The organism is Streptomyces sp. NPDC002577, from assembly GCF_053594815.1.
Genome location: NZ_JBSFWK010000018.1, coordinates 1 through 24,196, shown reverse-complemented (window position 1 = coordinate 24,196; position 24,196 = coordinate 1). Strand labels below are relative to the sequence as shown.

Annotated in this window: 22 protein-coding genes and 1 pseudogene; 17 read left to right on the top strand and 6 right to left on the bottom strand. The window is 69.8% G+C overall.

Going from position 1 to position 24,196, the window contains the following annotated elements; translation table 11 throughout:
* The first annotated feature begins 28 nt into the window (after positions 1 to 28).
* Entirely contained in the window at positions 29 to 1,030 is a 1,002-nt protein-coding gene (locus ACWD4J_RS22825; RefSeq protein ID WP_451397255.1) for a response regulator transcription factor, read from the top strand.
* 90 nt (positions 1,031 to 1,120) lie between these two features.
* Here ACWD4J_RS22825 and acnA read toward each other — a convergent pair whose 3' ends face one another.
* Positions 1,121 to 3,835, bottom strand: a complete 2,715-nt coding sequence (gene acnA, locus ACWD4J_RS22820; protein WP_451397254.1) for an aconitate hydratase AcnA — start codon at positions 3,833 to 3,835, stop codon at positions 1,121 to 1,123.
* Positions 3,836 to 4,127: 292 nt separating this feature from the next.
* Between acnA and ACWD4J_RS22815 the strand changes: the two genes are divergently transcribed.
* The 7 genes from ACWD4J_RS22815 to ACWD4J_RS22785 all read left to right on the top strand — a co-directional run bounded on the left by ACWD4J_RS22815 (position 4,128) and on the right by ACWD4J_RS22785 (position 11,175).
* Positions 4,128 to 4,880, top strand: coding sequence for a TnsA-like heteromeric transposase endonuclease subunit (locus ACWD4J_RS22815; RefSeq protein ID WP_451397253.1), 753 nt, complete (start codon positions 4,128 to 4,130; stop codon positions 4,878 to 4,880).
* A 356-nt stretch (positions 4,881 to 5,236) separates the two neighbouring features.
* Positions 5,237 to 6,751 carry a Mu transposase C-terminal domain-containing protein gene (locus tag ACWD4J_RS22810; protein WP_451397333.1) on the top strand — a complete coding sequence of 505 codons (1,515 nt, stop codon included), beginning with the start codon at positions 5,237 to 5,239 and terminating at the stop codon, positions 6,749 to 6,751.
* On the top strand, positions 6,748 to 7,779 hold the full coding sequence (locus tag ACWD4J_RS22805) for an ATP-binding protein (RefSeq protein WP_451397252.1): 1,032 nt from the start codon (positions 6,748 to 6,750) through the stop codon (positions 7,777 to 7,779). Before ACWD4J_RS22810 ends, ACWD4J_RS22805 begins: the two co-directional genes overlap by 4 nt.
* 1 nt (position 7,780) lies before the next feature.
* Positions 7,781 to 8,440, top strand: a complete 660-nt coding sequence (locus tag ACWD4J_RS22800; RefSeq protein WP_451397251.1) for a hypothetical protein — start codon at positions 7,781 to 7,783, stop codon at positions 8,438 to 8,440.
* Positions 8,441 to 8,449: 9 nt separating this feature from the next.
* Positions 8,450 to 8,983: an SMI1/KNR4 family protein gene (locus ACWD4J_RS22795; RefSeq protein ID WP_451397250.1), complete on the top strand. Its 534-nt coding sequence runs from the start codon at positions 8,450 to 8,452 to the stop codon at positions 8,981 to 8,983.
* Positions 8,984 to 9,206: 223 nt separating this feature from the next.
* Positions 9,207 to 9,359, top strand: a complete 153-nt coding sequence (locus ACWD4J_RS22790; protein ID WP_451397249.1) for a hypothetical protein — start codon at positions 9,207 to 9,209, stop codon at positions 9,357 to 9,359.
* Positions 9,360 to 9,645: 286 nt separating this feature from the next.
* Complete coding sequence (locus tag ACWD4J_RS22785) at positions 9,646 to 11,175, top strand: UDP-N-acetylglucosamine 1-carboxyvinyltransferase (RefSeq protein WP_451397248.1); 1,530 nt, start codon at positions 9,646 to 9,648, stop codon at positions 11,173 to 11,175.
* Positions 11,176 to 11,245: 70 nt separating this feature from the next.
* Here the strand turns inward: ACWD4J_RS22785 and ACWD4J_RS22780 are convergent, their stop codons facing one another.
* Together ACWD4J_RS22780 and ACWD4J_RS22775 are read right to left on the bottom strand one after the other, a co-directional pair.
* Positions 11,246 to 13,489 (bottom strand): N-acetylmuramoyl-L-alanine amidase, encoded by a 2,244-nt coding sequence (locus ACWD4J_RS22780; RefSeq protein ID WP_451397332.1) that lies wholly within the window; start codon positions 13,487 to 13,489, stop codon positions 11,246 to 11,248.
* Between the two features lie 257 nt (positions 13,490 to 13,746).
* Complete coding sequence (locus tag ACWD4J_RS22775; RefSeq protein WP_451397247.1) at positions 13,747 to 14,016, bottom strand: hypothetical protein; 270 nt, start codon at positions 14,014 to 14,016, stop codon at positions 13,747 to 13,749.
* Between the two features lie 632 nt (positions 14,017 to 14,648).
* Between ACWD4J_RS22775 and ACWD4J_RS22770 the strand changes: the two genes are divergently transcribed.
* Complete coding sequence (locus ACWD4J_RS22770; RefSeq protein WP_451397246.1) at positions 14,649 to 16,148, top strand: N-acetylmuramoyl-L-alanine amidase; 1,500 nt, start codon at positions 14,649 to 14,651, stop codon at positions 16,146 to 16,148.
* A 145-nt stretch (positions 16,149 to 16,293) separates the two neighbouring features.
* On the opposite strand, the gene ACWD4J_RS22765 is transcribed toward ACWD4J_RS22770, so the two are convergent.
* Both ACWD4J_RS22765 and ACWD4J_RS22760 read right to left on the bottom strand, forming a co-directional pair.
* On the bottom strand, positions 16,294 to 17,100 hold the full coding sequence (locus ACWD4J_RS22765; RefSeq protein WP_451397245.1) for a class F sortase: 807 nt from the start codon (positions 17,098 to 17,100) through the stop codon (positions 16,294 to 16,296).
* Positions 17,101 to 17,255: 155 nt separating this feature from the next.
* A complete protein-coding gene (locus ACWD4J_RS22760; protein WP_451397244.1) occupies positions 17,256 to 17,747 on the bottom strand; it encodes a sortase in 492 nt (163 codons plus the stop codon).
* Positions 17,748 to 18,096: 349 nt separating this feature from the next.
* On the opposite strand from ACWD4J_RS22760, the gene ACWD4J_RS22755 reads away from it, so the two are divergent.
* Together ACWD4J_RS22755 and ACWD4J_RS22750 are read left to right on the top strand one after the other, a co-directional pair.
* Positions 18,097 to 18,849 (top strand): DUF2470 domain-containing protein, encoded by a 753-nt coding sequence (locus ACWD4J_RS22755; protein ID WP_451397243.1) that lies wholly within the window; start codon positions 18,097 to 18,099, stop codon positions 18,847 to 18,849.
* Positions 18,846 to 19,058, top strand: a complete 213-nt coding sequence (locus ACWD4J_RS22750; protein ID WP_451397242.1) for a hypothetical protein — start codon at positions 18,846 to 18,848, stop codon at positions 19,056 to 19,058. The genes ACWD4J_RS22755 and ACWD4J_RS22750 overlap by 4 nt, the downstream gene beginning before the upstream one ends.
* 4 nt (positions 19,059 to 19,062) lie before the next feature.
* Here ACWD4J_RS22750 and ACWD4J_RS22745 read toward each other — a convergent pair whose 3' ends face one another.
* Positions 19,063 to 19,908, bottom strand: a complete 846-nt coding sequence (locus ACWD4J_RS22745; RefSeq protein ID WP_451397241.1) for an alpha/beta fold hydrolase — start codon at positions 19,906 to 19,908, stop codon at positions 19,063 to 19,065.
* A 135-nt stretch (positions 19,909 to 20,043) separates the two neighbouring features.
* On the opposite strand from ACWD4J_RS22745, the gene ACWD4J_RS22740 reads away from it, so the two are divergent.
* From ACWD4J_RS22740 to ACWD4J_RS22715, 6 genes and pseudogenes are all read left to right on the top strand, one after another.
* A complete protein-coding gene (locus ACWD4J_RS22740) occupies positions 20,044 to 20,853 on the top strand; it encodes a PaaX family transcriptional regulator (RefSeq protein ID WP_451397240.1) in 810 nt (269 codons plus the stop codon).
* A gap of 110 nt (positions 20,854 to 20,963) precedes the next feature.
* Positions 20,964 to 21,860, top strand: coding sequence for a sulfotransferase family protein (locus ACWD4J_RS22735; RefSeq protein WP_451397239.1), 897 nt, complete (start codon positions 20,964 to 20,966; stop codon positions 21,858 to 21,860).
* On the top strand, positions 21,857 to 22,276 hold the full coding sequence (locus ACWD4J_RS22730; RefSeq protein WP_451397238.1) for a hypothetical protein: 420 nt from the start codon (positions 21,857 to 21,859) through the stop codon (positions 22,274 to 22,276). Before ACWD4J_RS22735 ends, ACWD4J_RS22730 begins: the two co-directional genes overlap by 4 nt.
* Complete coding sequence (locus ACWD4J_RS22725) at positions 22,273 to 23,493, top strand: glycosyltransferase family 4 protein (RefSeq protein WP_451397237.1); 1,221 nt, start codon at positions 22,273 to 22,275, stop codon at positions 23,491 to 23,493. The genes ACWD4J_RS22730 and ACWD4J_RS22725 overlap by 4 nt, the downstream gene beginning before the upstream one ends.
* A complete protein-coding gene (gene cysC, locus ACWD4J_RS22720; protein WP_451397236.1) occupies positions 23,490 to 24,038 on the top strand; it encodes an adenylyl-sulfate kinase in 549 nt (182 codons plus the stop codon). The genes ACWD4J_RS22725 and cysC overlap by 4 nt, the downstream gene beginning before the upstream one ends.
* A 5-nt stretch (positions 24,039 to 24,043) precedes the next feature.
* Positions 24,044 to 24,196 (top strand): annotated as a pseudogene (locus ACWD4J_RS22715) (sulfate adenylyltransferase subunit CysD); the annotation flags it as partial.

The following is a 24,196-nucleotide window of genomic DNA, read 5'->3' as shown; positions in this document are numbered from 1 at the left end:
TAACACAGATCCACTACCGTGCCGGGCCATGGTGAACACGGGACACTACTCGGCACCCCGGACCCCCGCCGCGAACCCCTGGGCCGCGGTGGGGGTCACCGCTTTCGACGAGCTGCTGTACCAGGCGATCCTCCATCAGCCCGACGCCGGCCACCCGGGCTGGGCCCTGCTGACCGGTGCGTCCGACGGCCAGGTCCGCGAGGCCTGCGACCGGCTCCTTGCTCTGGGGCTGCTGCAGCCGCCGGACTCGGTCGGCGGGCTGCGGGCCGTCGATCCGCGCGTGGCGATCCGCGCCCTGATCCGCCGGCGTGAGACCGAGTCGGAGCTGCTCGCCGCCACCGCCGCGGAGATGGCAACGGCATACGAGGCGGGGCTGTTACGCGAGAAGCCGGACCGCCTGCTCGATGTGGTGTCGGGCGAGGGTGCCAACGCCGCGCGCCTCGAGGAGCTGTACGCCCGAGCCGAGCACGAGGTGTGCCTCTTCGACACGCCGCCGTATCTCGCCCCGCGCACCCCGCAGCTGGATCTTCAGTCCGATCTGCTGAGCCGAGGCGTCGTCTACCGCACGATCTACGCGGCCACCGCCCTCGAGGACCCGGACGTCCTCTCCCACGCCCGGAAGATGGTCGAACTCGGCGAACAGGCCCGGGTGCTGCCCTCCGTGCCGGCGAAGCTGCTGCTCGTCGACGGCCGGGTGGCGATGCTGCCGCTGACGGCCTCCGACGCGGGCGGCTACTGCTCGGTCGTCGTACGGCACTCGGCGGTGACCGAGGCGTTGCAGAAGCTGTTCGAGATGGCCTGGCAGCAGGCGACGCCGCTCGGCCAGCCGGTGCCCGACGGTGACCTCACGGAGGGCGAGCGGAGGCTGGTCGGTCTGCTCGCGGCCGGCATGAAGGACGAGGCGGTGGCCCGGCACCTGGGCGTGAGCCTGCGGACGCTGCGGCGCAGGGTGAGCGAGTTGCAGGACCGGCTCGGCGCCGCGAGCCGGTTCCAGCTGGGGGTGCGGGCGGCGCAGCGCGGCTGGGTGTGACACCGCCTCCGCACACCGCATACGTACGGCGGAGGGCCGCACCCCCGGGCGTACCGGGAATGCGGCCCTCAAATGCCGTTGCCGTACCGCTTACTTGCGGATCAAGCTGCGCAGCACGTACTGCATGATGCCGCCGTTGCGGTAGTAGTCCGCCTCACCGGGGGTGTCGATGCGGACGACCGCGTCGAACTCGACGCCGGTGTCGGTGGCGACCTTCACCGTGCGCGGCGTGGTGCCCTCGTTGAGCTCGGTCACGCCGGTGAAGGAGAAGGTCTCCTCGCCGGTCAGGCCGAGGGACTCGGCCGAGGCGCCCTCCGGGAACTGCAGCGGCAGGACGCCCATGCCGATGAGGTTCGAGCGGTGGATGCGCTCGTACGACTCGGCGATGACGGCCTTGACGCCGAGCAGCGCGGTGCCCTTCGCGGCCCAGTCGCGGGACGAGCCGGAGCCGTACTCCTTGCCCGCCAGGATCACCAGCGGGATGCCGGCGGCCTGGTAGTTCTGCGAGGCGTCGTAGATGAACGACACCGGCGCGTCTGCCTGGGTGAAGTCGCGGGTGAAGCCGCCCTCGGTGCCCGGCGCGATCTGGTTGCGCAGGCGGATGTTGGCGAAGGTGCCGCGGATCATGACCTCGTGGTTGCCTCGGCGCGAGCCGTAGGAGTTGAAGTCACGACGCTCCACACCGTGCTCGGTGAGGTACTTGCCGGCCGGGGTGTCGGCCTTGATCGCACCGGCCGGGGAGATGTGGTCGGTGGTGACCGAGTCGCCCAGCTTGGCCAGCACGCGGGCGCCGGCGATGTCCGAGACCGGGGTGGTCTCCATCGTCATGCCCTCGAAGTACGGGGGCTTGCGGACATAGGTGGACTGCGGGTCCCACTCGAAGGTGTTGCCGGTCGGGATCGGCAGCGACTGCCACTGGGCGTCGCCGGCGAAGACGTCCTGGTAGGACTTGTTGAACATGTCCTCGCCGATGGCCGAGGCGACGACCTCGTTGACCTCGGCCTCGGTCGGCCAGATGTCCTCGAGGTGGACCGGCTTGCCCTCGGTGTCCGTGCCGATGGCGTCGCGCGTGATGTCGACCTTCATCGAACCGGCGATGGCGTACGCGACGACCAGCGGCGGGGACGCCAGGTAGTTCATCTTGACGTCGGGGTTGATCCGGCCCTCGAAGTTGCGGTTGCCGGAGAGCACCGAGGTGACGGCCAGGTCGTGCTCGTTGACGGCCTTGGAGACCTCTTCGTCGAGCGGACCGGAGTTGCCGATGCAGGTGGTGCAGCCGTAGCCGACGAGGTTGAAGCCCAGCTTGTCGAGGTACGGGGTCAGACCCGCCTTGTCGAAGTAGTCCGTGACGACCTTCGAGCCCGGGGCCAGCGTGGTCTTGACCCACGGCTTGCGGGTCAGGCCCTTCTCGACCGCCTTCTTGGCCACCAGGGCGGCGGCGACCATGACGTACGGGTTCGAGGTGTTGGTGCAGGAGGTGATGGCCGCGACGGTCACAGCGCCGTGGTCGATCTCGTACGTCGAGCCGTCGGGGGCGGTGACCAGGGTCGGCTTGGTCGGCACACCGTTGGTGACGGCCGGGGAGTCGGAGGCCGGGAAGGACTCCTCGCCCGCCTCGTCGGCGGTGTCCACGTAGTTCCGTACGTCCTGCGAGAACTGGTACGCGGCGTCGGCGAGGACGATGCGGTCCTGCGGGCGCTTCGGGCCGGCGATCGATGGGACGACGGTCGACAGGTCCAGCTCGAGCTTCTCGGAGAAGTCGGGCTCGGCGGCCGGGTCGAGCCAGAGGCCCTGCTCCTTGGCGTACGCCTCGACGAGCGCGACCTGCTGCTCGGAGCGGCCGGTGAGCTTCAGGTAGTTCAGGGTCTCGTCGTCGATCGGGAAGATCGCGGCGGTGGAACCGAACTCCGGCGACATGTTGCCGATGGTGGCGCGGTTGGCCAGCGAGGTGGCGGCGACGCCCTCACCGTAGAACTCGACGAACTTGCCGACGACACCGTGCTTGCGCAGCATCTCGGTGATCGTCAGCACGAGGTCCGTGGCGGTGGTGCCGGCGGGCAGCTCGCCGGTCAGCTTGAAGCCGACGACGCGCGGGATGAGCATCGAGACCGGCTGGCCGAGCATCGCGGCCTCGGCCTCGATGCCGCCGACGCCCCAGCCCAGCACACCGAGGCCGTTGACCATGGTGGTGTGCGAGTCGGTGCCGACCAGGGTGTCGGGGTAGGCCTGGCCGTTACGGACCATGACCGTACGGGCCAGGTGCTCGATGTTGACCTGGTGCACGATGCCGGTGCCCGGCGGGACGACCTTGAACTCGTCGAACGCGGTCTGGCCCCAGCGCAGGAACTGGTAGCGCTCCTTGTTGCGGCCGTACTCCAGCTCCACGTTCTGCGCGAAGGAGTCCGGGGTGCCGAACTTGTCGGCGATGACGGAGTGGTCGATGACCAGCTCGGCCGGGGCCAGCGGGTTGATCTTCGCCGGGTCGCCGCCGAGCTCCTTGACGGCCTCGCGCATGGTGGCGAGGTCCACGACACAGGGCACACCGGTGAAGTCCTGCATGATCACGCGGGCCGGCGTGAACTGGATCTCCTGGCTCGGCTGCGCCTGCGAGTCCCAGCCACCGAGCGCCCGGATGTGGTCGGCGGTGATGTTCGCGCCGTCCTCGGTGCGGAGCAGGTTCTCCAGCAGCACCTTCAGGCTGTAGGGCAGGCGAGCGGAGCCCTCGACCTTGTCCAGCCTGAAGATCTCGTACGACTCGTCGCCCACCTGCAGCGTGCTGCGGGCGTCGAAGCTGTTCGCCGACACGACAGTCTCCTTCATTTTTGTGCGCGTACCACCGCATCCTGCCGCCACGACTCGTCGCCGATCCGCTAAGGTAAGGCTAAGTTAGGTAACCCTTACCAGGGTGGTGGCTGCGGTGCGCCTCGGCAGATATCTCGATGTCGAGATAACTCTAGTACATGGGGGCACGCTGGTCATGTGCGCCCTCCTCGCTGACCGCTCTCATCCAATCGAGGCGTTTACTCAGCGAACCCAGTCGTCTCGCCTTCTGTCTCAGCGAACCTAGCCGTACGGGCTAAACGCGCTGGGGGTGCTGGTGGCCGTACCGGCTGGGGTGGATCTGGCAGGGCCGGACGTCGAGCTGTCGTACGTGGACGCCCTATGCCAGCGGCAGCGGCGTCCGCTGCTGGACTGTGTTACGGCCCGGTTCGAGGACGCGGCTCCGGTACGTCCTTTCCGTTGGTCGCGTGGTGAGCGTCACTTCGCCGGGTGGTACTGGGCGGCGACGACCGGGCAGCACGTGGGCTTCGAGTCCTGGCTGGAGCGGGACCGGCTTGTGCTCATGGACTTCGATCCGCAGGTGGCGGGGATGGCCTCGCAGCCTTTCTGGCTGCACTGGCACGACGGAGTACGGGAGCGTCGGCACGCTCCGGACTACTTCGTGCGCCGGGTGGACGGCTCGGCCATGGTCGTCGATGTCCGCGCGGACGAGCAGATCGAGCCGAAGGACGCGGAGGCGTTCGAGGTGACGCGGATCGCCTGCGCTCAGGCGGGTTGGCACTTCGAGCGGGTCGGGATGCCGGAGCCGGTGTTGCTGGCGAATGTCCGGTGGCTGTCGCGCTACCGGCACCCGCGGTGCCTGCGCCACACGGCTGCGGATCGCCTGCGGGAGGTCTTCGCGACGCCGGGGCCGCTGCTGCCCGGGGCCGACGCTGCGGGTGACCGGCTCGCGACGCTGCCCGCGCTGTTCCATCTGCTCTGGCGTCAGGAACTGCTTGCCGAGGACCTGTCGGTCCAGTTGCTGGGTCCGCACACGGTCGTGGGCCGGGTCGATAGGGGTGGCCATTGAACAGGCAGGGGCGGAAGGTCCCGCCCACGGCCCGGCTGGGGGAGTTTCCCGAGACAGCGGCTGAACAGGCACTTTGGTGGGAGGACCACATCCTGGAGGTGCTGCACGGGCTGCCGCCGGGGGCGTCCGAAGAGGCAAGGTCTCGGCCGGAGTTCGACCCGAGGCAGCACTCGTTGGCTGAGCGCGAGCGGGCCAAGGCGGCCGAGTTGACGGCGGCCGGGCACAAGGTGACGGCCAGCGGGATCAAGCAGCGGCGCCAGCGCTATCAGCGCGACGGGTTGGTCGGGCTGGCCGACGGCCGGTCGGCCAAGCAGATGCCGGCCTTCGGCAAGGTCGATGCGGCGGTGGTGGAGGCGATGCGGCAGGCGATCGACGAGACGGCCGAGAACTCGTCGAAGACGATTGGTTTCATCGTCTGGCGGACCAAGGAGATCTTGGCAGGCCGTGAGGACGCCGCAGGTGTCGAGGTTCCTTCCCGGGCCACTCTCTACCGGCTCTACAGCAAGCTGGCGACCGGCACGCACGCGACGGGTTCGGCCCGCACACGCCGGTCGGTCAAGGCCCGGCCTCCCGGCCCGTTTGGGGAGGTTCCGGCCAGTGCGCCGGGCGAACTGATGCAGATCGACTCGACCCCGCTGGATGTGCTGGTGCGCCTGGACGACGGGATTGCGGAGAAGGTCGAGCTGACGGCGATGGTCGACATCGCGACGAGGTCGATCACTGCGGCGGTGCTGCGGCCGACCACGAAGGCCGCAGACGCGTCCGCGCTGCTGGCCCGAAGCGTCACCCCGGAGGCGATGCGGCCCGGCTGGTCAGAGGCCATGCGGATGTCCCGTTCGGTGCTGCCGCACCGACGGTTGCTGACCTTGGACGAGCGCCTGGAGCACGCGGCGGCACGGCCGGTGATCGTGCCGGAGACGATCGTCTGCGACCACGGAAAGGTGTTCGTCTCGCGGAACTTCCGGGCCTCCTGCCGGTATCTGGGCATCAACCTGCAACCGGCCCACAAGGCGACGCCGACCGACAAGGGCACGATCGAGAAGACTCTGGGCTCGGTGGCCACGCTGTTCGCCCAGTTCGTCGCGGGCTACACCGGCTCGACCGCGGACCGCCGCGGCCGGAAGCTGGAGGACGGGCCTCTGTGGTCTCTTCCTGAACTCCAGAACCTGCTCGATGAGTGGGTCATCGCTATCTGGCAGACCAGGCGGCATGACGGGCTTCGTGATCCGCAGGCGCCGGGGCGGGCGTTCTCGCCGAACGAGAAGTACGCGACGCTGCTTCAGTCCTGCGGCTACGTCCCGGTTCCGCTGGACGGCGAGGACTACGTCGAGTTGCTGCCCGAACGCTGGCAGGCGATCAACAGCTACGGCATCCGGATCAAGCACCGCACCTACGACGACGGCGAACTGGGCCCGTTGCGCCGCCAGCACTCCGGAGTGATGGAGAAGAAGGGCTTGTGGGAGATCCACCACGACCCCTACGACATCTCCCGGATCTGGGTACGCGACCGCCGGCGCAATCGGTGGATCACCGTGTTCTGGAAACACCTCCACCGCGTCGGCGTCCCGTTCGGGGAACTGGCCTGGGACCACGTCTGCGAGCAGGTCCCCGGCGGCACGGAGGAACAGATCGCGGACGCCGCAGCAGCGCTGCTGCGGCGGGCCCACGACGGTCCCGCCCCGAAGCAGGGGCCCGCGGCCAAACGGTCCCGGCGCGTCGCCGCACGGACCCGGGCCACCGCCTCTAACCGGCCGGCCTTCGATCCGCCCGCCGACGAGACCGTTCAGGAAGACCAGGCGAACACCGAGCTGGCCGAAGTCATCCCGCTGGGTCTGTTCGACCCGCTCGCGAACCCCTGGAGGCGTCCGTGACCATCTCCGAACCGGCTACCCGGCACACCACGCTCCAGGAAGCGGATACCGAGGCCAACCGGCAGTTGACCACCCTGGACGGATGGCGGAAGTTCGCCGCTGGGCCACCCAGTCCTCCAGTCCTGCTGACTCCCGCCGAGCTGGCCAAGCTGTCTCCGACCGAGCAGGCGCTCTATGACGACGACCGGCTCGACCACCACGCACGGATGCTGGTGGTCGCCACCTCGTTCGTTGAGAAGACCGTGGTCTGCGGCCGGCGGCTGGTTCTGCTCAACCGGCACGCGATCAGCGCCCGCCGCGGCCTGATGGTCTCCGGGCTCCCCGGAACGGGCAAGACCAGCGCGATCACCCAGCTCGGGCTAGCCCACGAACTGCTTGACCGGGCCCGCCACCCGAACGTCAACGACCGCATCCCGGTGCTCTACATCACCGTTCCGCCCGCGGCGTCCGCCCGCATGGTCGCGGCCGAGTTCGCGCGCTTCCTGGGGCTGCCGGTCCGGGCCAGATCAAACATGACCGACATCATCGAAGCGGTGGTCGGCATCTGCACGGACACCCGCACCGGTCTGGTCCTCGTCGACGAAATCCACAACGTCTCGCAGGTCACACGGGCCGGGGCCGAGGTCTCCGACACCCTGAAGTATTTCTCCGAGCGCATCCCCGCGACGTTCGTCTACGCAGGCATCAACCTCGACACCAGCGAGCTCCTGGCCGGCACCCGGGGCGCTCAGATCGCGGGCCGCTTCACCCTCGTCCCCACCCGCCCGTTCCCTTACGGCGACGAGTGGAAGGGACTGGTCGCAACGATGGAGGAGACCCTGCTGCTGCACGATCACCCGCCGGGCAGCCTGGTCAAGCTGGACCGCTACCTTCACAAGCGGGCCGACGGCATGATCGGCGCGCTCTCCCACGCGATCCGGGGCGCTGCGATCGACGCGATCCTCAGCGGCACAGAACGCGTGACCAAGGCAAGTCTCGACGCAATCCCCCTGGACCATGCCGCAGAAGCCGCGAAGAAGGGCCGCTGAAGTGTCCCGCCCGCTGCCAGAGCTGCCTCGCCCGCTGGCTCCGCTGCCCGTCCGGCTACGCCCCTGCGTCGGCGAGATCACCGACTCCTACGTCCGCCGCCTCGCACGCGCGAACCATCTCAAGCCCAGCTACCTCCACTGCTTCCTCAACGGACCGCCCTTCTGGTTCGGCAAGCCCCAGCTGGACCGCCTGGCTGCGGTTTCCGGCCGCTCCGAGCAGTCTCTGGACCGAGCGCTCGCTGACGCCAGCTCCCCGCGCGGCCGCATGAAACCCAATCCGCGCACTGCTCGAACCGAGCTGTTCCCCGGCCAGCCCCATCTCGCCTTGCTCATCTACATCGACGCCCGCAGAGGCCACACCATTCAGGAACTGGCCCTGCGGCACCACGTCCCTCGCCGTCTCGTCCGCCTCGCCCTGGACACGATGCAGCCGCCTCCCCGAGGGGTCGAACGGAGCCATTCGCATCTCGACGCCGACCTCATGGAGCCCATCCAGGCCATGCTGGATCAGGGCCTCGGACCGAAACAGATCTGGCTGAACCTCATGGACGACCACGACGTCTCCGTGTCCTACACCCTGCTCCGCCACTACGTCCGCCACCGGTTTCCCCACCGTTACGCCGCGCAATGGCAGTCCTCACCCGATCCAGTCAATCGCTAACCTGTTCGCATGACGCCGAATGAAGATCGCCACTTTCCCGCCGCGCTTGCCGGTGCCATGGCGGTTCGGCTCGACTCCATCGGCAAGGACGGCGTCGACTTCGAGCCCTTCACAACCTTCCTTACCGCCGATGAGACAACCGACTGGTTCCGGGCATGGACCGGCAACCGCGAACTGAGCGGCGACGAGTTCCGCGTGTTCGGCCAGGACGGCACCGGTGGATACGTCGCGTTCTGGCTAATCCGCCCGGATCAGCCACTGGCCGAGCAGCCCATCGTCTTTCTCGGCTCCGAAGGGGAGACCGGCGTCGTCGCCCGCAACCTAGGCGCCTTCCTGTGGTTGCTGGCCGACGGCTTCGGCCCGTGGGAAGCGGCCACGTCACACGATCCCGAGCCGGACTGGGCCCCACACCCCAACCGTGACCTGATGGCTATCGCAGAACAATTCGCACCTGACCACCGCGCATCCGCCGCTGCCGTGATTGAGCAGGCCACCAGAGAGTTCCCAGACTTCGACGACACCGTTATGAACCTCTGCCGCTGAACCTGATCACCCAAGGTCAACAGCGAATCGGACCAAGCCGCTCGCAGCGCGGGCCACATCAGCGGACGCGAGACATGACACCCCGGCCCGGAGCCCGCACTGTCTCACGGAAGGCAGTCCACCCAGGTCAGCCTGACCCCCGGCGACTAACTTCACTGAGACCGGACACTCGCGCACCGCGAGCGACGGGTGCGACGGCTTCGTCGATGTCACACTCGGCCGCATGGGCCAGGACGGCAACCAGATCCCGCCGCACGCACGGCTCACGGAAGGCTTCGAGGAGGATGCGGGCCGCCTTGTTGACGTGGGCCGCCGTGAACGTCTGATCGTCGATGACGCGGGCACCGCCGTCGGGTTCCTTCTGCAGGCGCCTTGACGTCCTCTCACCATTCCTTTGTGTAGAGGCCGGACGGCTGCGCAGAGGCCAGACGGCCGTGCAGGGACCAGGCGGCCGAACATCTTCGCCACGGCTCCACGACCTTCACATTCTCGACTCGCACGGTGGCGACCATTCCGCTATCCCTCCGTTCGGTGGACACCCGTTAAGGTGCGGACCGGACGCGGTACACATCACCCGCGTGAGCGGAAGCTCTTGGGGGACTGTCACCCTGATGGCCCACCCGACGCGAAGTCCATCTCATATCTGAGATAACCTCCGTCACATGGCAGACGACTACCTCGTACGCATCGGAAAGCTCATCCGTGACGCGCGCCAACATCGTGGCTGGTCACAGGCGCAGCTCGCGGAGGCTCTGGGCACCAGTCAGAGCGCCGTCAACCGAGTCGAACGCGGCAACCAGAACATCAGCCTTGAGATGATCGCCCGGATCGGGGAGGCCCTGGACAGCGAAATCATCTCGCTGGGCTACGCGGGCCCGATGCACCTCCGCGTGGTGGGCGGGCGCCGGTTGTCGGGCTCCATCGACGTCAAGACGAGCAAGAACGCCTGCGTGGCGCTGCTGTGCGCATCGCTGCTGAACAAGGGACGCACGGTGCTGCGCCGTGTCGCCCGTATCGAAGAGGTGTACCGGCTCCTCGAGGTGCTCAACTCCATCGGGGTGCGCACCCGTTGGATCAACGACCGGGTCGACCTGGAGATCGTGCCGCCCGCCGAGCTGGACATGGGCGGCATCGACGCGGACGCGGCGCGCCGCACCCGCTCGATCATCATGTTCCTCGGTCCGCTTCTGCACCGTATGGACCACTTCAAGCTGCCGTACGCGGGCGGCTGCGACCTCGGCACACGGACCGTCGAACCGCACATGATCGCGCTGCGCCGGTTCGGCCTCGACATCACGGCGACCGAGGGCCTCTACCACGCGCAGGTGGACCACGCGGTGACGCCCGAGCGCCCGATCGTGCTGACCGAGCGCGGCGACACCGTGACCGAGAACGCGCTGCTCGCGGCCGCGCGCCACAACGGCACGACCGTCATCCGCAACGCCTCGTCCAACTACATGGTCCAGGACCTCTGCTTCTTCCTGGAGGCGCTCGGGGTCAAGGTCGACGGCATCGGCACGACGACCCTGACCGTGCACGGCGTACCCAACATCGACGTGGACGTCGACTACTCGCCCTCCGAGGACCCGGTCGAGGCGATGAGCCTGCTCGCCGCGGCCGTGGTCACCGAGTCCGAACTCACCGTGTGCCGCGTGCCGATCGAGTTCCTCGAGATCGAGCTCGCGGTCCTCGAGGAGATGGGCCTCGACCACGACCGCACCCCGGAGTACGTCGCCGACAACGGCCGCACCCGGCTCGTGGACCTCACCGTCCGGCCCTCCAAACTCGAGGCGCCGATCGACAAGGTCCACCCGATGCCGTTCCCGGGTCTGAACATCGACAACGTCCCGTTCTTCGCGGCCATCGCCGCCGCCGCCCAGGGCAAGACCCTCATCCACGACTGGGTCTACGACAACCGCGCCATCTATCTGACCGATCTGAACCGCCTCGGCGGGCGGCTGCAGCTGCTCGACCCGCACCGGGTGCTGGTCGAGGGCCCGACCCGCTGGCGCGCGGCGGAGATGATGTGCCCGCCCGCGCTGCGGCCGGCCGTCGTCGTCCTGCTCGCGATGATGGCCGCCGAGGGCACGTCGGTCCTGCGGAACGTGTATGTCATCAACCGCGGTTACGAGGACCTCGCGGAGCGGCTCAACTCGGTGGGCGCGCAGATCGAGATCTTCCGGGACATCTGAGCGGGCAGTGCCGCCGCACACACCGCGAGGGCCCCCGGCGTCGTGCGCCGGGGGCCCTCGCGGTTCGGGATCACTTGATATAGACGAGACCGTCGGTGGTGATGGTGGGACGGCCGCTGGTGCCGACCACGACGATCTTGATGGTGTGCTTGGCGCTGCTGGACCAGGTCTTGGTCCAGATCGCCTGCCGGTACTGCGTGGTGGACGACTTCAGGTCGACGGTCGTGACCTTGGTGCCGTCGACGTAGACGTACGCCTGGCCGGAGGTCGAGGCGCGCGAGACCACCCAGGCGGCGGAGCGGCCGGTGAACGTCCAGGAGAGGCTGGCGCCCTTCGAACCGCTGGAGTACGACTTGCCGCCGAGGTAGCTGCTGGAGGAGCGGGTCGTCCAGCTGCCGGACTTGGTCGCCGAGGTCTCCTGCAGGATCACCGGCGTGTAGGAGGGCGACGAGGTGCGGTAGTTGCCGGCGTAGTCGTAGGCCCGCATCGACCAGGTGGTGGCCGTACCGGACGCGGCGGTGCGCTGGGAGCTGGTGGTGGTCGGGCCGAAGGTGGCCGTCGTCGGGGCCAGCAGCTTCACATAACGCAGGGCCTTGTCGTCCGTGGCCTTCCAGCCGAGGGTGACCGGGACGGCGCTGGTGTTGACGGTGCCGCTGCGCAGGGACAGCTTCGGGCTGGTGGAGAAGGTCGGTGCGGTCGTCTCCGCAACGGCGCTCAGCGCGGTGGTCGTCGTGGTCTTGCCGGACTGGTGCACGGCCCGCACGGCGACGGTGTGGCTGCCCAGGGCCAGGGTGGTGCTCGCGGAGGTGGCGGTGCCGGAGGTGGTGGCGACGGTCTTGCCGTCGACCAGCAGCTCGAACTTGGAGATGAGGGAGCCCGGCGTGGTGGTCGACCAGTGCACCGTGATGGCGCCCTTGGTGTAGTACGTCGAGCCGGACAGGCCCGCGCCGTCGACCGAGGTGGTCTTCAGGCCCTGCACCGGCCCTGCCGCCCAGGTGCGGATGGTCGGCAGCTGGGCGTAGAGGGAGCTGCCGGGGCACTGGGTGTTGTAGCCGTCGCGGTGGGCGGAGATCCGGTGGAAGGTGTACTTGCTGCCCGCGGTGAAGCTGGTGCCGAAGTAGTTCGTCTGGCTGGCGCCCGCGGTGAGCTGCACGGTCCCGGCCGGGTCGGCGCCGTACTGGCCGAGCTTCCAGGCCGCCACGCGGGCGACCGCGGCCAGCGCGGCGTTGGAGGCGGCGGTGGAGGTGTACTCACCGAGCACCGCGATGCCCGCGGACTCGCGGTTCCAGCCGTAGGTGTGGGCGCCGAGCACCGGCAGGTCGACGCCGCCCTTGCGGCCCTCGAAGATGGTGCCGCACTTGTCTACGAGGAAGTTGTAGCCGATGTCCTTCCAGCCGTTGACCTGCACGTGGTACGCGTAGATGCCCCGGACGATCGACGCCGAGTCGGCGCAGGAGTAGTCGTTGGAGCCGTCGGTGTGGTGGACGAAGACGGCCTTCACGTCCGCGTTGTACTCCGGCGCCTCGGGGCTCATCGACTCGTCGGCGCCCCAGCCGGCGCGCGAGGTGATCGGCGGTTCGGGCACCGTGGACGGCGGCGCGGTCGGCGTGGTGGACGACGGGCTCGCGGACGCGCTCGCCGAGGGCGACGCCGAATCCGAAGCGGTGGGGCTGGCCGCCGTCGTGGTGTCGGTGGGAGCCGGGGACGTGGTGGTCGCGCCGTCCGTCGGCGTGGCGGTGGTGCCGTCGCTCGGCGTGGCGGAGTCGGTGGGCGTGGCGCTCGGGGTCTCGTCGGCGACGAACGCGGCGGTGTCGGCATCGGCGGCGGACTTGGCCTCGGCCGCGGTCACCACGCCGGGGTCGACCAGGTTGACCTGAAGCCCCTTGGGCAGCGCGCTGGTGGTGCCGTTCTTGCGGACGACCTGGACCTGGACGCCGTCGGACGACCCGACCCACAGCGGCTCGGACGCGCCGCGCACCTTGGGACCGGGCTTCTCCAGCGGGTCGACGTTCACTTCGAGGTCCTGCCAGGCGCTCCACTCGCCGGTCTCACGGCTGCGAGTGCGCACCTGCGCCGTACCCTTGAGCCGCTTGGCGCCGCCCGTCCAGGAGACGCCGACCATCGAGAACTGCTCGGTGCCCGTGCGCGGTAGCTCCCGCTTGTCGCTCGCGGAGCCTTTCAGCGCGAGGTCGTAGACCTTCACCGGCCGCTTGGCCCGGCCCGGATCGGCGGACGGACTGGCGACGGCGTACGTCACCAGGCCCCCGCCCCCCAGGAGCACCGCACCGAGTGTCAGCCATGCCCGTCGCTTCAGGCTCAGCGGCCTGTACGCATGCAACGTACGACGACTCGTACGACGACTCACGATGTATCCACCCCACAGAAGGCCGGGCAAGGCCATGGAAGAAAGTCACATGAGGCGCACCCGTCACATAGGTGAGCCATCCCGTACTGCGCCCACCGACGGACAAACATCACGGGAAAACGGGCTGAGGTGATGCAGATCACTTTCGAACTCCCGGATGGCAGGGGCGCCTTCGTTCCCTGACAACGAAAAGGCCCGTTACCCGGTCACACCGTCCGGGCAACGGGCCGCCGCAGTAAGCGATTCGGCCGGGACGGAACCGGCCCGCCGATCTCCACCCGCCGACCAGGCTGAAGGAACAGGGGCACGGTGTGCGGCTCCGGCTCCCCGACCTCGCTACGGACGTCTCCGTCGACATCGGAACGCGTGGCCACATAGATCCCGCCGGGCGTGTAGATCACCTCCTCCTCACCTGTCTCCGCCACCGGATGGTCGGCGGTACCGAAATCCCGAATCGAGATCAGCGAATACTGCACACTGAGGCCCCTCGGACCAGAGGAGCCGGTTCATGCCGCCCCTTTCCTTCACGGCGCCATGTGGATTCCGTTGACTTGACGCACGTCGATCCCGCCTAAGCGGCAATGCGGGCAATTACTCCGCCCAATCCGGGTCACACGCCAGACATTTCCTCATGGCCGGTGGCCGGGCTCCGCCACTCCCGACCTCGCCCCGAGAAGGCGGACGGAAGCCATTGGATGGGCAGCGTCGGGCGACGTCCAGCTGCACGCATGCCCTCAAGTCAAGCGAACAGACATACGCGGAACTTGCAGGATCAGGCGGCGCGATCCGGCCACAACGGGGCCCCTGATGTCCGATATCTCCTTCGGCTGGTGATCGGCCGGCGGAATCCTGTATAACCGCCCCGGCCGCTGCCCGAGCACTGACGAATTCACGGTCGCCGAAGGGGAATTCTCGGGTGACAGCACCCGGCAATCCGGCACTTCCCGGTCACACCGAAGAACGCCCGACCCGGCCTGATACGGAATCAGATCTTTTCTCGGAGAGCTGCGGGAGAAGAGCGTCGCACAGCGCTCGGCGCGGCCAAGGCTGACAGCGCGCTCGGCTCGCGTACCGCAGTAGACGAGCGACAGACGAAAAAGGGAGGGCCATGAGCCCCAGAAGACCCCACGCCCGCCGGAAGTCCGGCGCCGCACGCACCACCTGGCTGGCCGTCGGCGCCGCCGTACTCGGCGGCGCCGGCCTCGCGACGGTGGCGGTGGCCGCGCCCGACGGGGCAGCGAGCGCGGAAGAGGCCGCCCGCCCGGCCGGCGCGCAGACGATGGCGTTCGGGGGCACCGCCAAGGCCAAGCGCACCCTCCCCCGCACCGAGACCAAGGTCTTCTCGCTGATCGGCGTCTCCTGGGAGGACCACACCAAGCGCTTCGACGGCACCGCCCAGATACGCACCCGCAGCGCCGAGACCGGCGAGTGGAGCGGCTGGCGCGACCTCGACTTCGACACGGTCGCGCCGGAGACGGACGAGACCCGGGCCGCCGACACGCGCGGCGCCTCCGAACCGTTGTGGGCGGGCCCCTCCGACGCGGTCGAAGCGCGGGTCGTGGCAGACGGCACGCAGACCGCCGTACCCCAGGGGCTGCGCCTCGACCTGATCGACCCGGGAACCGCCCCGAAGACCAAGGGCAAGAGCAGCAACAGCGGTACGCAGCCGTCCACGCTCACCAGCACGGACAGCACGCCGTCCGCCACCTCCGAGCCGTCGGAGCCCGCCGCCACCGAGCCGTCGGTGCCGGCAGCCACCGGCGATGCGACCGCCTCCGACCCCGCCGGCAGCGGGTCCGGCGCCGAGGACACGGCGTCTCCGACGCCCTCCGACAGCGCCCCGGACGCGAGCCCCACCACCGGTGACAGCAGTACGCCCGTCCCGTCCACGCCCGCCGAGACCTCGGGCGGCACGACGGATCCTGCCCCGACCCCGACCGGCACCCAGGAGCCGGACCCGACGCCCCCGGCCGACTCGGCGACGCCGACGGAACCCGCCGCGCCAGCGGTCGTCAGCCGCGCCGCATGGGGCGCCGACGAATCCCTGGTGAAGGACCCGCCCGAGTACCTCTCCAAGGTCGAGGCCGTCTTCGTCCACCACACCGCGGGCACCAACGACTACAACTGCGCCGACTCACCCGCCGTCATCCGGGCGATCCTCGTCTACCACGTACAGACCAACGGCTGGAACGACGTCGGCTACAACTTCTTCGTCGACAAGTGCGGGACGGTCTTCGAGGGCCGCGCGGGCGGCATCGACCAGCGAGTGCGGGGCGCCCACACGTACGGCTTCAACGGCGTGTCCTCCGGCATCGCCCTGCTCGGCGACTACGAGAACGGCGGCACGCCCACCGCCGCGGCCCAGCAGGCCATCGCCGACCTCGCCGCCTGGAAACTCGGCCTGGACGGCGTCGACCCGCAGGCCCAGGTGACCCTCACCGCGGCCGGCGACACGGGCGTGTACAAGACCGGCGAGAAGGCCACGCTGTACACCATCTCCGGCCACCGCGACGGATACGCCACTCTCTGCCCCGGCCAGACCCTCTACGACGCCCTCCCGGACATCCGGACACAGGCCGCCGCCTCCCGCTACGCAGCCGGACTCTGAGACGAGGCACGCGCTGGCGGCGGCCTCGGCCGTCGCCACCGCCGTGTCGAGCGCGCGCGGTTCAGGGCACGCCCCGTCAGGGCGCGGTCGCGCTCTCCGGCCCTCGGCACTCCGGCACCGCCGAGAGACGGCGGACGGCAGACGGCTACTTCAGGGCGGTCAGCGACGCGTAGACCACGACGTTGCCCTGGTAGCCGGTGCGTTTGGTGTAACCGCCGCCGCAGGTGATCAACCGGAGTTCTGGCCGGCCGGAGCCTCCGTAGACCTTCTTGCTGGGGAAATTCTTCTTCTCGTAGAGCTCGACGGCGCTGACCGTGAACACGGCCGTGCGCCCGTCCGCCCGGCTGATGTCGATGGTGGCGCCCTTGCGCACGGCACCGAGGAGGTAGAAGACGCCCGGCACCCCGGTGGGCGTGTCCACATGCCCGATGGCGACGGCTGTACCGGCCGAGCCGGGAGCCGGGCCGTCGCCGTACCAGCCGGCGAGGCCGGGATTGCCCGGCGGTGGGACCTGCAGCACCCCGGCCGCGTTGAGGCTCAGTCGCGTCAGGGCGGCGTCGACGCCGATGGCCGGGATGCGGATCCGGACCGGATTCGCCGGGGGCAGCGGCTGGACCCCGGGGCGGGGTGTGGCGGCCGGAGCGGTGCCTTTCGCCGAGTGAGTGCGGGTGGCAGACGCGGCATGCGAAGGGGTGGAGCCGGCCGGGGCGGTGGGCGCCGCCGATGCGGTGGCCGAGGAGTAGGGCGTGGCCGGGGCGGTGGCGGCGGGCGCGGGATTCGCCCAGGCGGGGAAGGCCTGCAGGGCCGAAGGCTGCGGTGGTGGCGGCAACGGCCGGTCGTCGGACACCGCGCTGATCAACAGCCCCGTACCCGCCATCAGTGCGCACGCCAGAAGGAGGGTCGAAGGGGAGAAGGCGTATCGGCAGTTGCTGGTGCTGCGCCCGGGGTCCATCGCGGTTGAGCCTTTGCTTCGCGGCGTGTGCTTCGTGGCGAGGTGGAGGTGGGCCTCACGGCCCCCGGCCGATGCTGATGCTGATGCGACGCGGTGTCAGGGGCCGCTCGAGTCCGCAGGAGCCGTACGGGGACGCACGGAAGCCGGGTCGATGGTCAGGCCCGGCCGATGTTCACCCGGCGACGCATCCTGACCGCACCGACGGCCGCGGCCCCGGCGATCAGCGCACCGCCGAGCGCGAGCCGCAGGTCGCTGCTCCCTTCGGCCGGCCCGAAGCCGGCGCCGACCGAGCCCCTCGGGGAGCGGCCCGTCACCTGGTACGTCTCCGTGATCTTGATCCGCGGTGGACACTTCAGGGTGATCGTGTCCGTGCCCGGTCTGGTCCCTTTGGGAATCCGGAAGTGGCCGGTGAGCGCCCCTTCGCCGTCATCGCCGAAGAGGTTGAACTGCCCGCCCACCTTCGACCAGCCCTTGCCGAAGGTCACGTCAGGGCCGCAGGCCGTGGTGGTGACGGTGACCGTGGAGCCCGGGGACGCGCTCCACGGGTTGATGTAGATGTCCGAACCGTCGGCGGCAGCGACGGGGACATGCAGACCAAGTGCGCCGAGAACCAGGCCGATACCTGCACCGACGTGTGAGTAACGCATGAGAATCCTCCAACGGAGCAGTGTGACTGCGCGGCGCTTCTGCTGTGCTCCGCTCTCGAGGCAACCGACAGTGCGTCAGCCCCGCAACATGACGGGTCGACAGATCTGTCACCCAGTCAGCCCCAGCGGCGTTATCTCTTGATCGTTTTATGCAGGTCACCGGCACAGGAAGCGTCGCGGCCACGGGAGCACCGGAGGGGGAGCGAACGGGCTACTGGTGTCTCGTCAGATCCGCCGGCTCCGGAGCGAGTCCGTGGAGCCTCTGGAGTCCCTGGAGCCCCCGAGTGTGCCTATCCAATGGCCCATAAGTTAGGTTAGCCTAACCTTGCCCGCTCTTCTTGGAGGTCCGATGAACCCCACCACCGCCTCCGCAACGGAACCGGCCGCCGTGGAACCGACCGCCGCGGAACGGATCCGTTCGGTACTGGCCCGCGCCGGGTCGCTGACCCTCACCACGGACGGGCACCGCTACGACCTCGTCGGCCTGCACGCCGTCGACGGCACAGGCCAGGTGAGGCTGCGGCTGCCCGCCGACAGCCCCCTGCTCGCGCGAGCCGTGTGCGCTCCGCGCGGCGCCCTGGCCGCACTGCTGGAGTTCACCGACGTCTCCCCCACCTCCGTCCGGGCCCGGGTGCGCGCCAAGGTGACGCTCTCGGGATGGCTCGCCCTGGCCGGCGCCCCGGAGGACGACGCGGACGACGGCGCCGGCCTCCGCTTGGACCTCGCACGCGCCACCCTCGAAACGCAGACGGACATGGCAGTCGTCGGCCTGGACGAACTCGTGCTCGCCGAACCGGATCCCCTGGCCGTCGAGGAGGCGGCCCTGCTGACGCATCTGGTCGACGCCCACGAGGACATGGTGACGAGGCTGGCCCGGCTGGCCGGGCCGCAGCTGCTGCAGGGGGTCGTCCGCGTGCAGCCCGTCGCCCTCGACCGCTACGGCATCACCCTGCGCTGCGAGTACGCCCGCGGCCACGGCGACCTCCGGCTGCTGTTTCCCGAGCAGGTGCACGACCCCGCCCAGGCCGGGGACGGGATCCGCCGTCTCCTGGCCACCGCGCAGGCCTGCCCGCACCGGCGCCGCACATCGTCCCGCCCATGACGTCGCATCAGCAGCAGTCCCGTACGGCCGAGCCGTACGACCAAAAGCCGTACGGCCACGTGGCGGCGATCATGCGCGCCGCTCCCCTGGCAGCCGCTCTCTGCACGCCTCCACCGCGCGACGGGCACGGCGGCCCCGCAGCGGTGGCGGCGACCGCCCGCAGCGCGTTCCGCGCCTCTGATGAGCCCGAACCGGCGAAATCGAGCTGATGAATCAGGGCGTCGCCGTCCTGCGTACGAAGGTCCGGATCGCGTCGGCGAGCCCGTCGGGGCGGTCCAGCGGGATCAGCGTGCGGCACTCGCCGAGCTCCACGAGGCGCCCTTGGGGCAGCAGCTGCGCCAGCCGACGGCCGTGTTCCGGCGGCATCATGCGGTCCTGCCTGCCCCAGACCACCAGCGCGGGGCGGTCGTAGGAGCGCAGGCCCTCGGCCGCTTCGGACATCTCCGTCTTCCGCACGCCGCGCAGGTACCCGACGAGCACCTCGCGGGCGGCGCGATCCCTGCGCAGCGGTTCGATCCAGCGGTCGATCAGGTCGTCCGGTACGGGCTTGTGGCCCATGACGGCGTATCCGGTGCCCGGGATCCGGCGTAATGGCCGGACGGCGAGGGCGTTCGCCAGCATCGCGATACCGCCGGGGATCCTGGCGGCCGCCGCCAGCATCGTGCCGCCCGCCCGAGGCGGATAGTTGTCGAAGGCCTCGCAGCCCGCGATGACCATCCGGCCGACGCGGTCCGGCCGCTCGGCGGCCAGCTGCTGCAGCCGTCCGGCGTCGTTCTCGACGAACACCGCGTCGCCGCCCAGCCGCAGCGTGTCGGCGAACTCTCCGACGAGCAGGGCCATCGAGTGCGGGGTGAGCCGCGCTCCGGGGCGCAGAGGGGTGCGGTGGCTGCCGTACGGGAGGGTCGGCACGATGCAGCGGAACCCTGGGCCGAGTGCGTCCACGACGTGGCGCCAGACCGTGCCGTCCTGCACAGGGCCGTGCAGCAGCACCACAGGGACGCCGTATCCCCCCGTGTCCTCGTACTCGATGGTGCCCACGCTGAGCTCGGTCTTCGGCATGACGGCCCCCATGTCGTCGTGTCCTGCGCTCGGCCCCGAGGCGTCACCACGCTACCTCTGCCCGGTGCGGTCCGCCCCGCACCGCGACCGGGAGACGGCGGAGCTTCCGGGAGCCGGGGACCGTAGAGTGATCACGTGGCCGAGCAGCACACTCCGCGATCCCTGATCGTCACGTTCTACGGCGCGTACGGACGGGACTTCCCCGGCGCCGTGCCGGTGGCCGAGCTGATCCGCCTCCTGGCCGCCGTCGGCGTCGACGCCCCGTCCGTGCGCTCGTCGGTGTCCCGGCTGAAGCGGCGCGGACTGCTGGTCCCCGAACGCACCGGGACGGGCACGGCCGGATACGCGCTGTCGGCCGACGCCCGCCAGCTGCTCGACGACGGCGACCGGCGTATCTACCGCACGCAGCCGCCGCAGGCCGAGGACGGCTGGGTGCTCGCCGTCTTCTCCGTCCCGGAGCAGGAGCGCCACAAGCGGCACGTCCTGCGCTCGCGATTGGCCGGACTGGGTTTCGGCACGGCGGCACCGGGCGTCTGGATCGCCCCCGCCCGGCTGTACGAGGAGACCCGGCACACGCTCGAGCGTCTGCAACTGGCCCGGTACGTCGACCTGTTCCGCGGCGACCACCTGGGTTTCGCACCGACCGCCGAGGCCGCCGCCCGCTGGTGGGACCTCGCGGCCGTCGCCAAGCTCCACGAGGAGTTCCTGGATCTCCACGAGCCGGTGCTGCGGGCGTGGGGGAAGCGGGCCGGCACCCCGTCGGAGGACGCGTACCGCGATTTCCTGCTCGCGCGGGACTCGTGGCGGCGTCTGCCGTACGCGGACCCGGGGCTGCCCGCCGGGCTGCTGCCGCAGGGGTGGCCGGGCGCACGGTCGACGCAGGTCTTCCAGGAGCTGCGGGCCCGGCTGCGGGACGCCGGGGCCGAATTCGTGCATATGGCATGAATCGCGTGACGCCTGAGGCGGGTGAGGCGTGCGTCACATCTTGAGTCGCTAAGTAAACCCTAAGGTTCCTACGCCCCTCTTCTCAGAAATCACTCATAGCATCGGGCCGCATGAGATTGCTGCCCAAGCTCAACCAGGCGCTCGCATCGACCACGGGCTACCAGGTCCGGCGCGCGGGAGGGGCGTCCACGGCGCCCGCCACGAAGACACCTGCGAAGAGCGCCCCACCGAAGAAGCGGCCCGACGTGCCGTTCCGATGTCCCGGCGACCCCGAGGTCGACCGGCTGCTGCGGCACCCGGTCTTCATCATGTCGCCCGTGCGGTCCGGCTCCACGCTGCTGCGGATGCTGCTCAACGCGCACCCGCGCCTGCACGCCCCGCACGAGCTGCACATCCGCCGGCTGGAGGTCGGCTACGGCAGCAAGCTCTCGGAGAAGGCGATGGACGCCCTCGACCTGGAGCGCGGTGACCTCGAGCATCTGCTGTGGGACCGCGTCCTGCACCGCGAGCTGGCGAAGTCCGGCAAGGACTTCATCGTCGAGAAGACGCCGAGCAACGCTTTCGCATACAAGCGCATAGCCGCCTGCTGGCCGGACGCCCGCTTCGTGTTCCTGCTGCGCCACCCCGTGTCCATCGCGCGCTCCTGGCACGAGGCCGACCCCGAGAAGCGGTCCTTCGACGGGGCGGCGGCCGACGCGCTGCGCTACATGAAGGCAGTCGACAACGCCCGCAAGGGCCTCACCGGCGGCCACACCATCCGTTACGAGCAGCTCACCGAGGACCCCGAGGGGCAGCTGCGGGGCCTGTGCACCTTCCTCGGCATCGACTTCGACGCCTCGATGCTCGCCTACGGCGAGCGGCAGGACGGCGACCTGGTCAAGGGCCTCGGCGACTGGCGCGACAAGATCCGCACCGGCCGGGTCCAGTCGGGCCGGGCACTGCCCACGGAGGACGAGATCCCCGAGATCCTCCGGCCGATGTGCGCGTCCTGGGGCTACGCCTCGTGAAGCCGCACGCCGAGATAGCAGAGGTGTGGCCGCGGGACGGACGTATACGCGTCGTGGGCCGGCTGCACGGCGTGCGCGCGGACGGCGGCGGCAAGGACTGGCAGCTGCTGCTGGTCCGCAGGAACGGCACGCAGGAGCAGCTGCGATACGGGGCCCGGGTCGAGGCAGACCGCTTCGAGAGCGAGGTGTCCGTCGCGGACCTCGCGGCGTACGACGCGGCTGGCATCGAGCAGTGGGATCTGCACGTCACCGACGGCGAGGTGAAGCTGCGGGCCGGGCGGCAGCTCGACGACATCCGCGGCAAGAAGAAGATCATGGTCTTTCCGGCGCAGCGGGTGCCGGCCGCGCGCGGCACCCTCACGGTGCAGCCGTACTACACGGTCCAGGACAACCTGTCGCTGGAGTGCCGCGTATGAGCCACGGCATCAAGATCCGCTATCTGCTGCTGCACGCGTACGGCCGCGGCGGCACCATCCGCACCGTCATGAACCAGGCCAACTCGCTGGTGGCCGCGGGCTGGGACGTCGAGCTGGTGAGCGTGCTGCGCCGCCGCGACAAGGTGCAGTTCCCGCTGGACCCCCGGGTGACCCTGTCCACGCTGGTCGACCTGCGCGAGAGCGTCCAGGAGCAGCCGCGTGGGCTGCTGGGGCGCTGGCGCGACCGCCGCCGGGGACGTCAGCTGGAGGAGCCCGCCCGGGAGATCCCCCGCGGCGAGTTCGGCTACCGCTACTTCAACCGGCACGTCGAGGACTCGGTCATCGCGTACGTGGCGTCGCTGAGCGACGGCGTCCTGGTGACCACCAGGCCGGCCCTGAACTTCCTCGCCGCGCGGCACGCGACCGGCGGGGTGGTGCGGGTCGCGCAGGAGCACATGAACCACGGCACGCACCGGGCGGACGTCCAGCGGCGCATCGTGGAGTGCTATCCGGAGTTCGACGCGGTGGCCGTGCTGACCGAGCGCGACCGCGAGGACTACGCGCAGCTGCTGCCCGGCACGCGCGTCATCCGGATTCCGAACGCCGTTCACTCGCTGGACCAGGTTCCGTCACGCCACGACTCCAAGATCGCGGTGGCGGCCGGCCGGCTCTTCCCGCAGAAGGGCTTCGACATGCTGATCCCGGCATGGGCGCGGCTCGTCGAGAAGTACCCGGACTGGCAGTTGAGGATCTACGGCAGCGGCGAGAAGAAGGCGGAGCTGAGGGCCCTCATCGAGGAGCACCATCTCTACAACCACGTCTTCCTCATGGGGCACACCGACCGCCTCGACGACGAGCTCGCCAAGGCTTCCCTGTACGTGCTCAGTTCACGCTTCGAGGGTCTGCCCATGGTGATGATCGAGGCGATGAGTCACGCCCTGCCCGTGGTCGCCTTCGACTGCCCGACCGGACCCGCCGACGTTCTCACGCACGGTCTGGACGGACTGCTGGTGCCGCCGGAGGACATCGACGCGCTGGCCGACGGCATGGCCCGGCTCATGGCCGACCAGGAGCTGCGCGCCGAGATGGGCACGGCGGCCCTGCTGACGGCGGGCTCCTACGGCCCGGACGCCGTCCATCACCGGTGGGAAGCACTCTTCACCGAACTCCACGAGACCCGGCACCGCGACGGTGCCGCGAAAGGACTTCACGTATGACCACGGCACGGGCACAGGGAGCCACGATCTGGCTCACCGGCCTGCCGAGCGCGGGCAAGACGACGATCGCACGCGGGCTCGCGGGCCGGCTGCGGGCGGAGGGACACCGCGTGGAGGTCCTGGACGGTGACGAGATCCGTCGCTTCCTCTCCGCGGGCCTCGGCTTCAGCCGCGAGGACCGCAACACCAACGTGCAGCGCATCGGCCTGGTCGCCGAGGTGCTGGCGCGCAACGGCGTGCTGACGGTCGTCCCGGTGATCGCCCCTTACGCGGACAGCCGTGAGGCGGTGCGCAAGCGGCATCAGACCAGCGACACGCCCTACTTCGAGGTGCACATCGCGACTCCGGTCGAGGTGTGCAGCGACCGCGACGTGAAGGGCCTGTACGCACGGCAGGCGGCCGGGCAGCTGACCGGGCTGACGGGTGTCGACGACCCGTACGAGCCGCCGGTCGACCCCGAACTCGTGCTGGAGACGCAACACCAGACGCCGCAGCAGTCGGCGGACGCGGTGTACGCCATGCTGGCGGAGAGGGGGCTGGTGTGAGCATCATGACCAGCCCTGCCGTGACCAGCCCTGCCGGTGGCTTCACGCTGTCGCACCTGGACGCTCTGGAGTCCGAGGCGGTGCACATCTTCCGTGAGGTGGCGGGCGAGTTCGAGCGGCCGGTGATCCTGTTCTCCGGTGGCAAGGACTCCATCGTC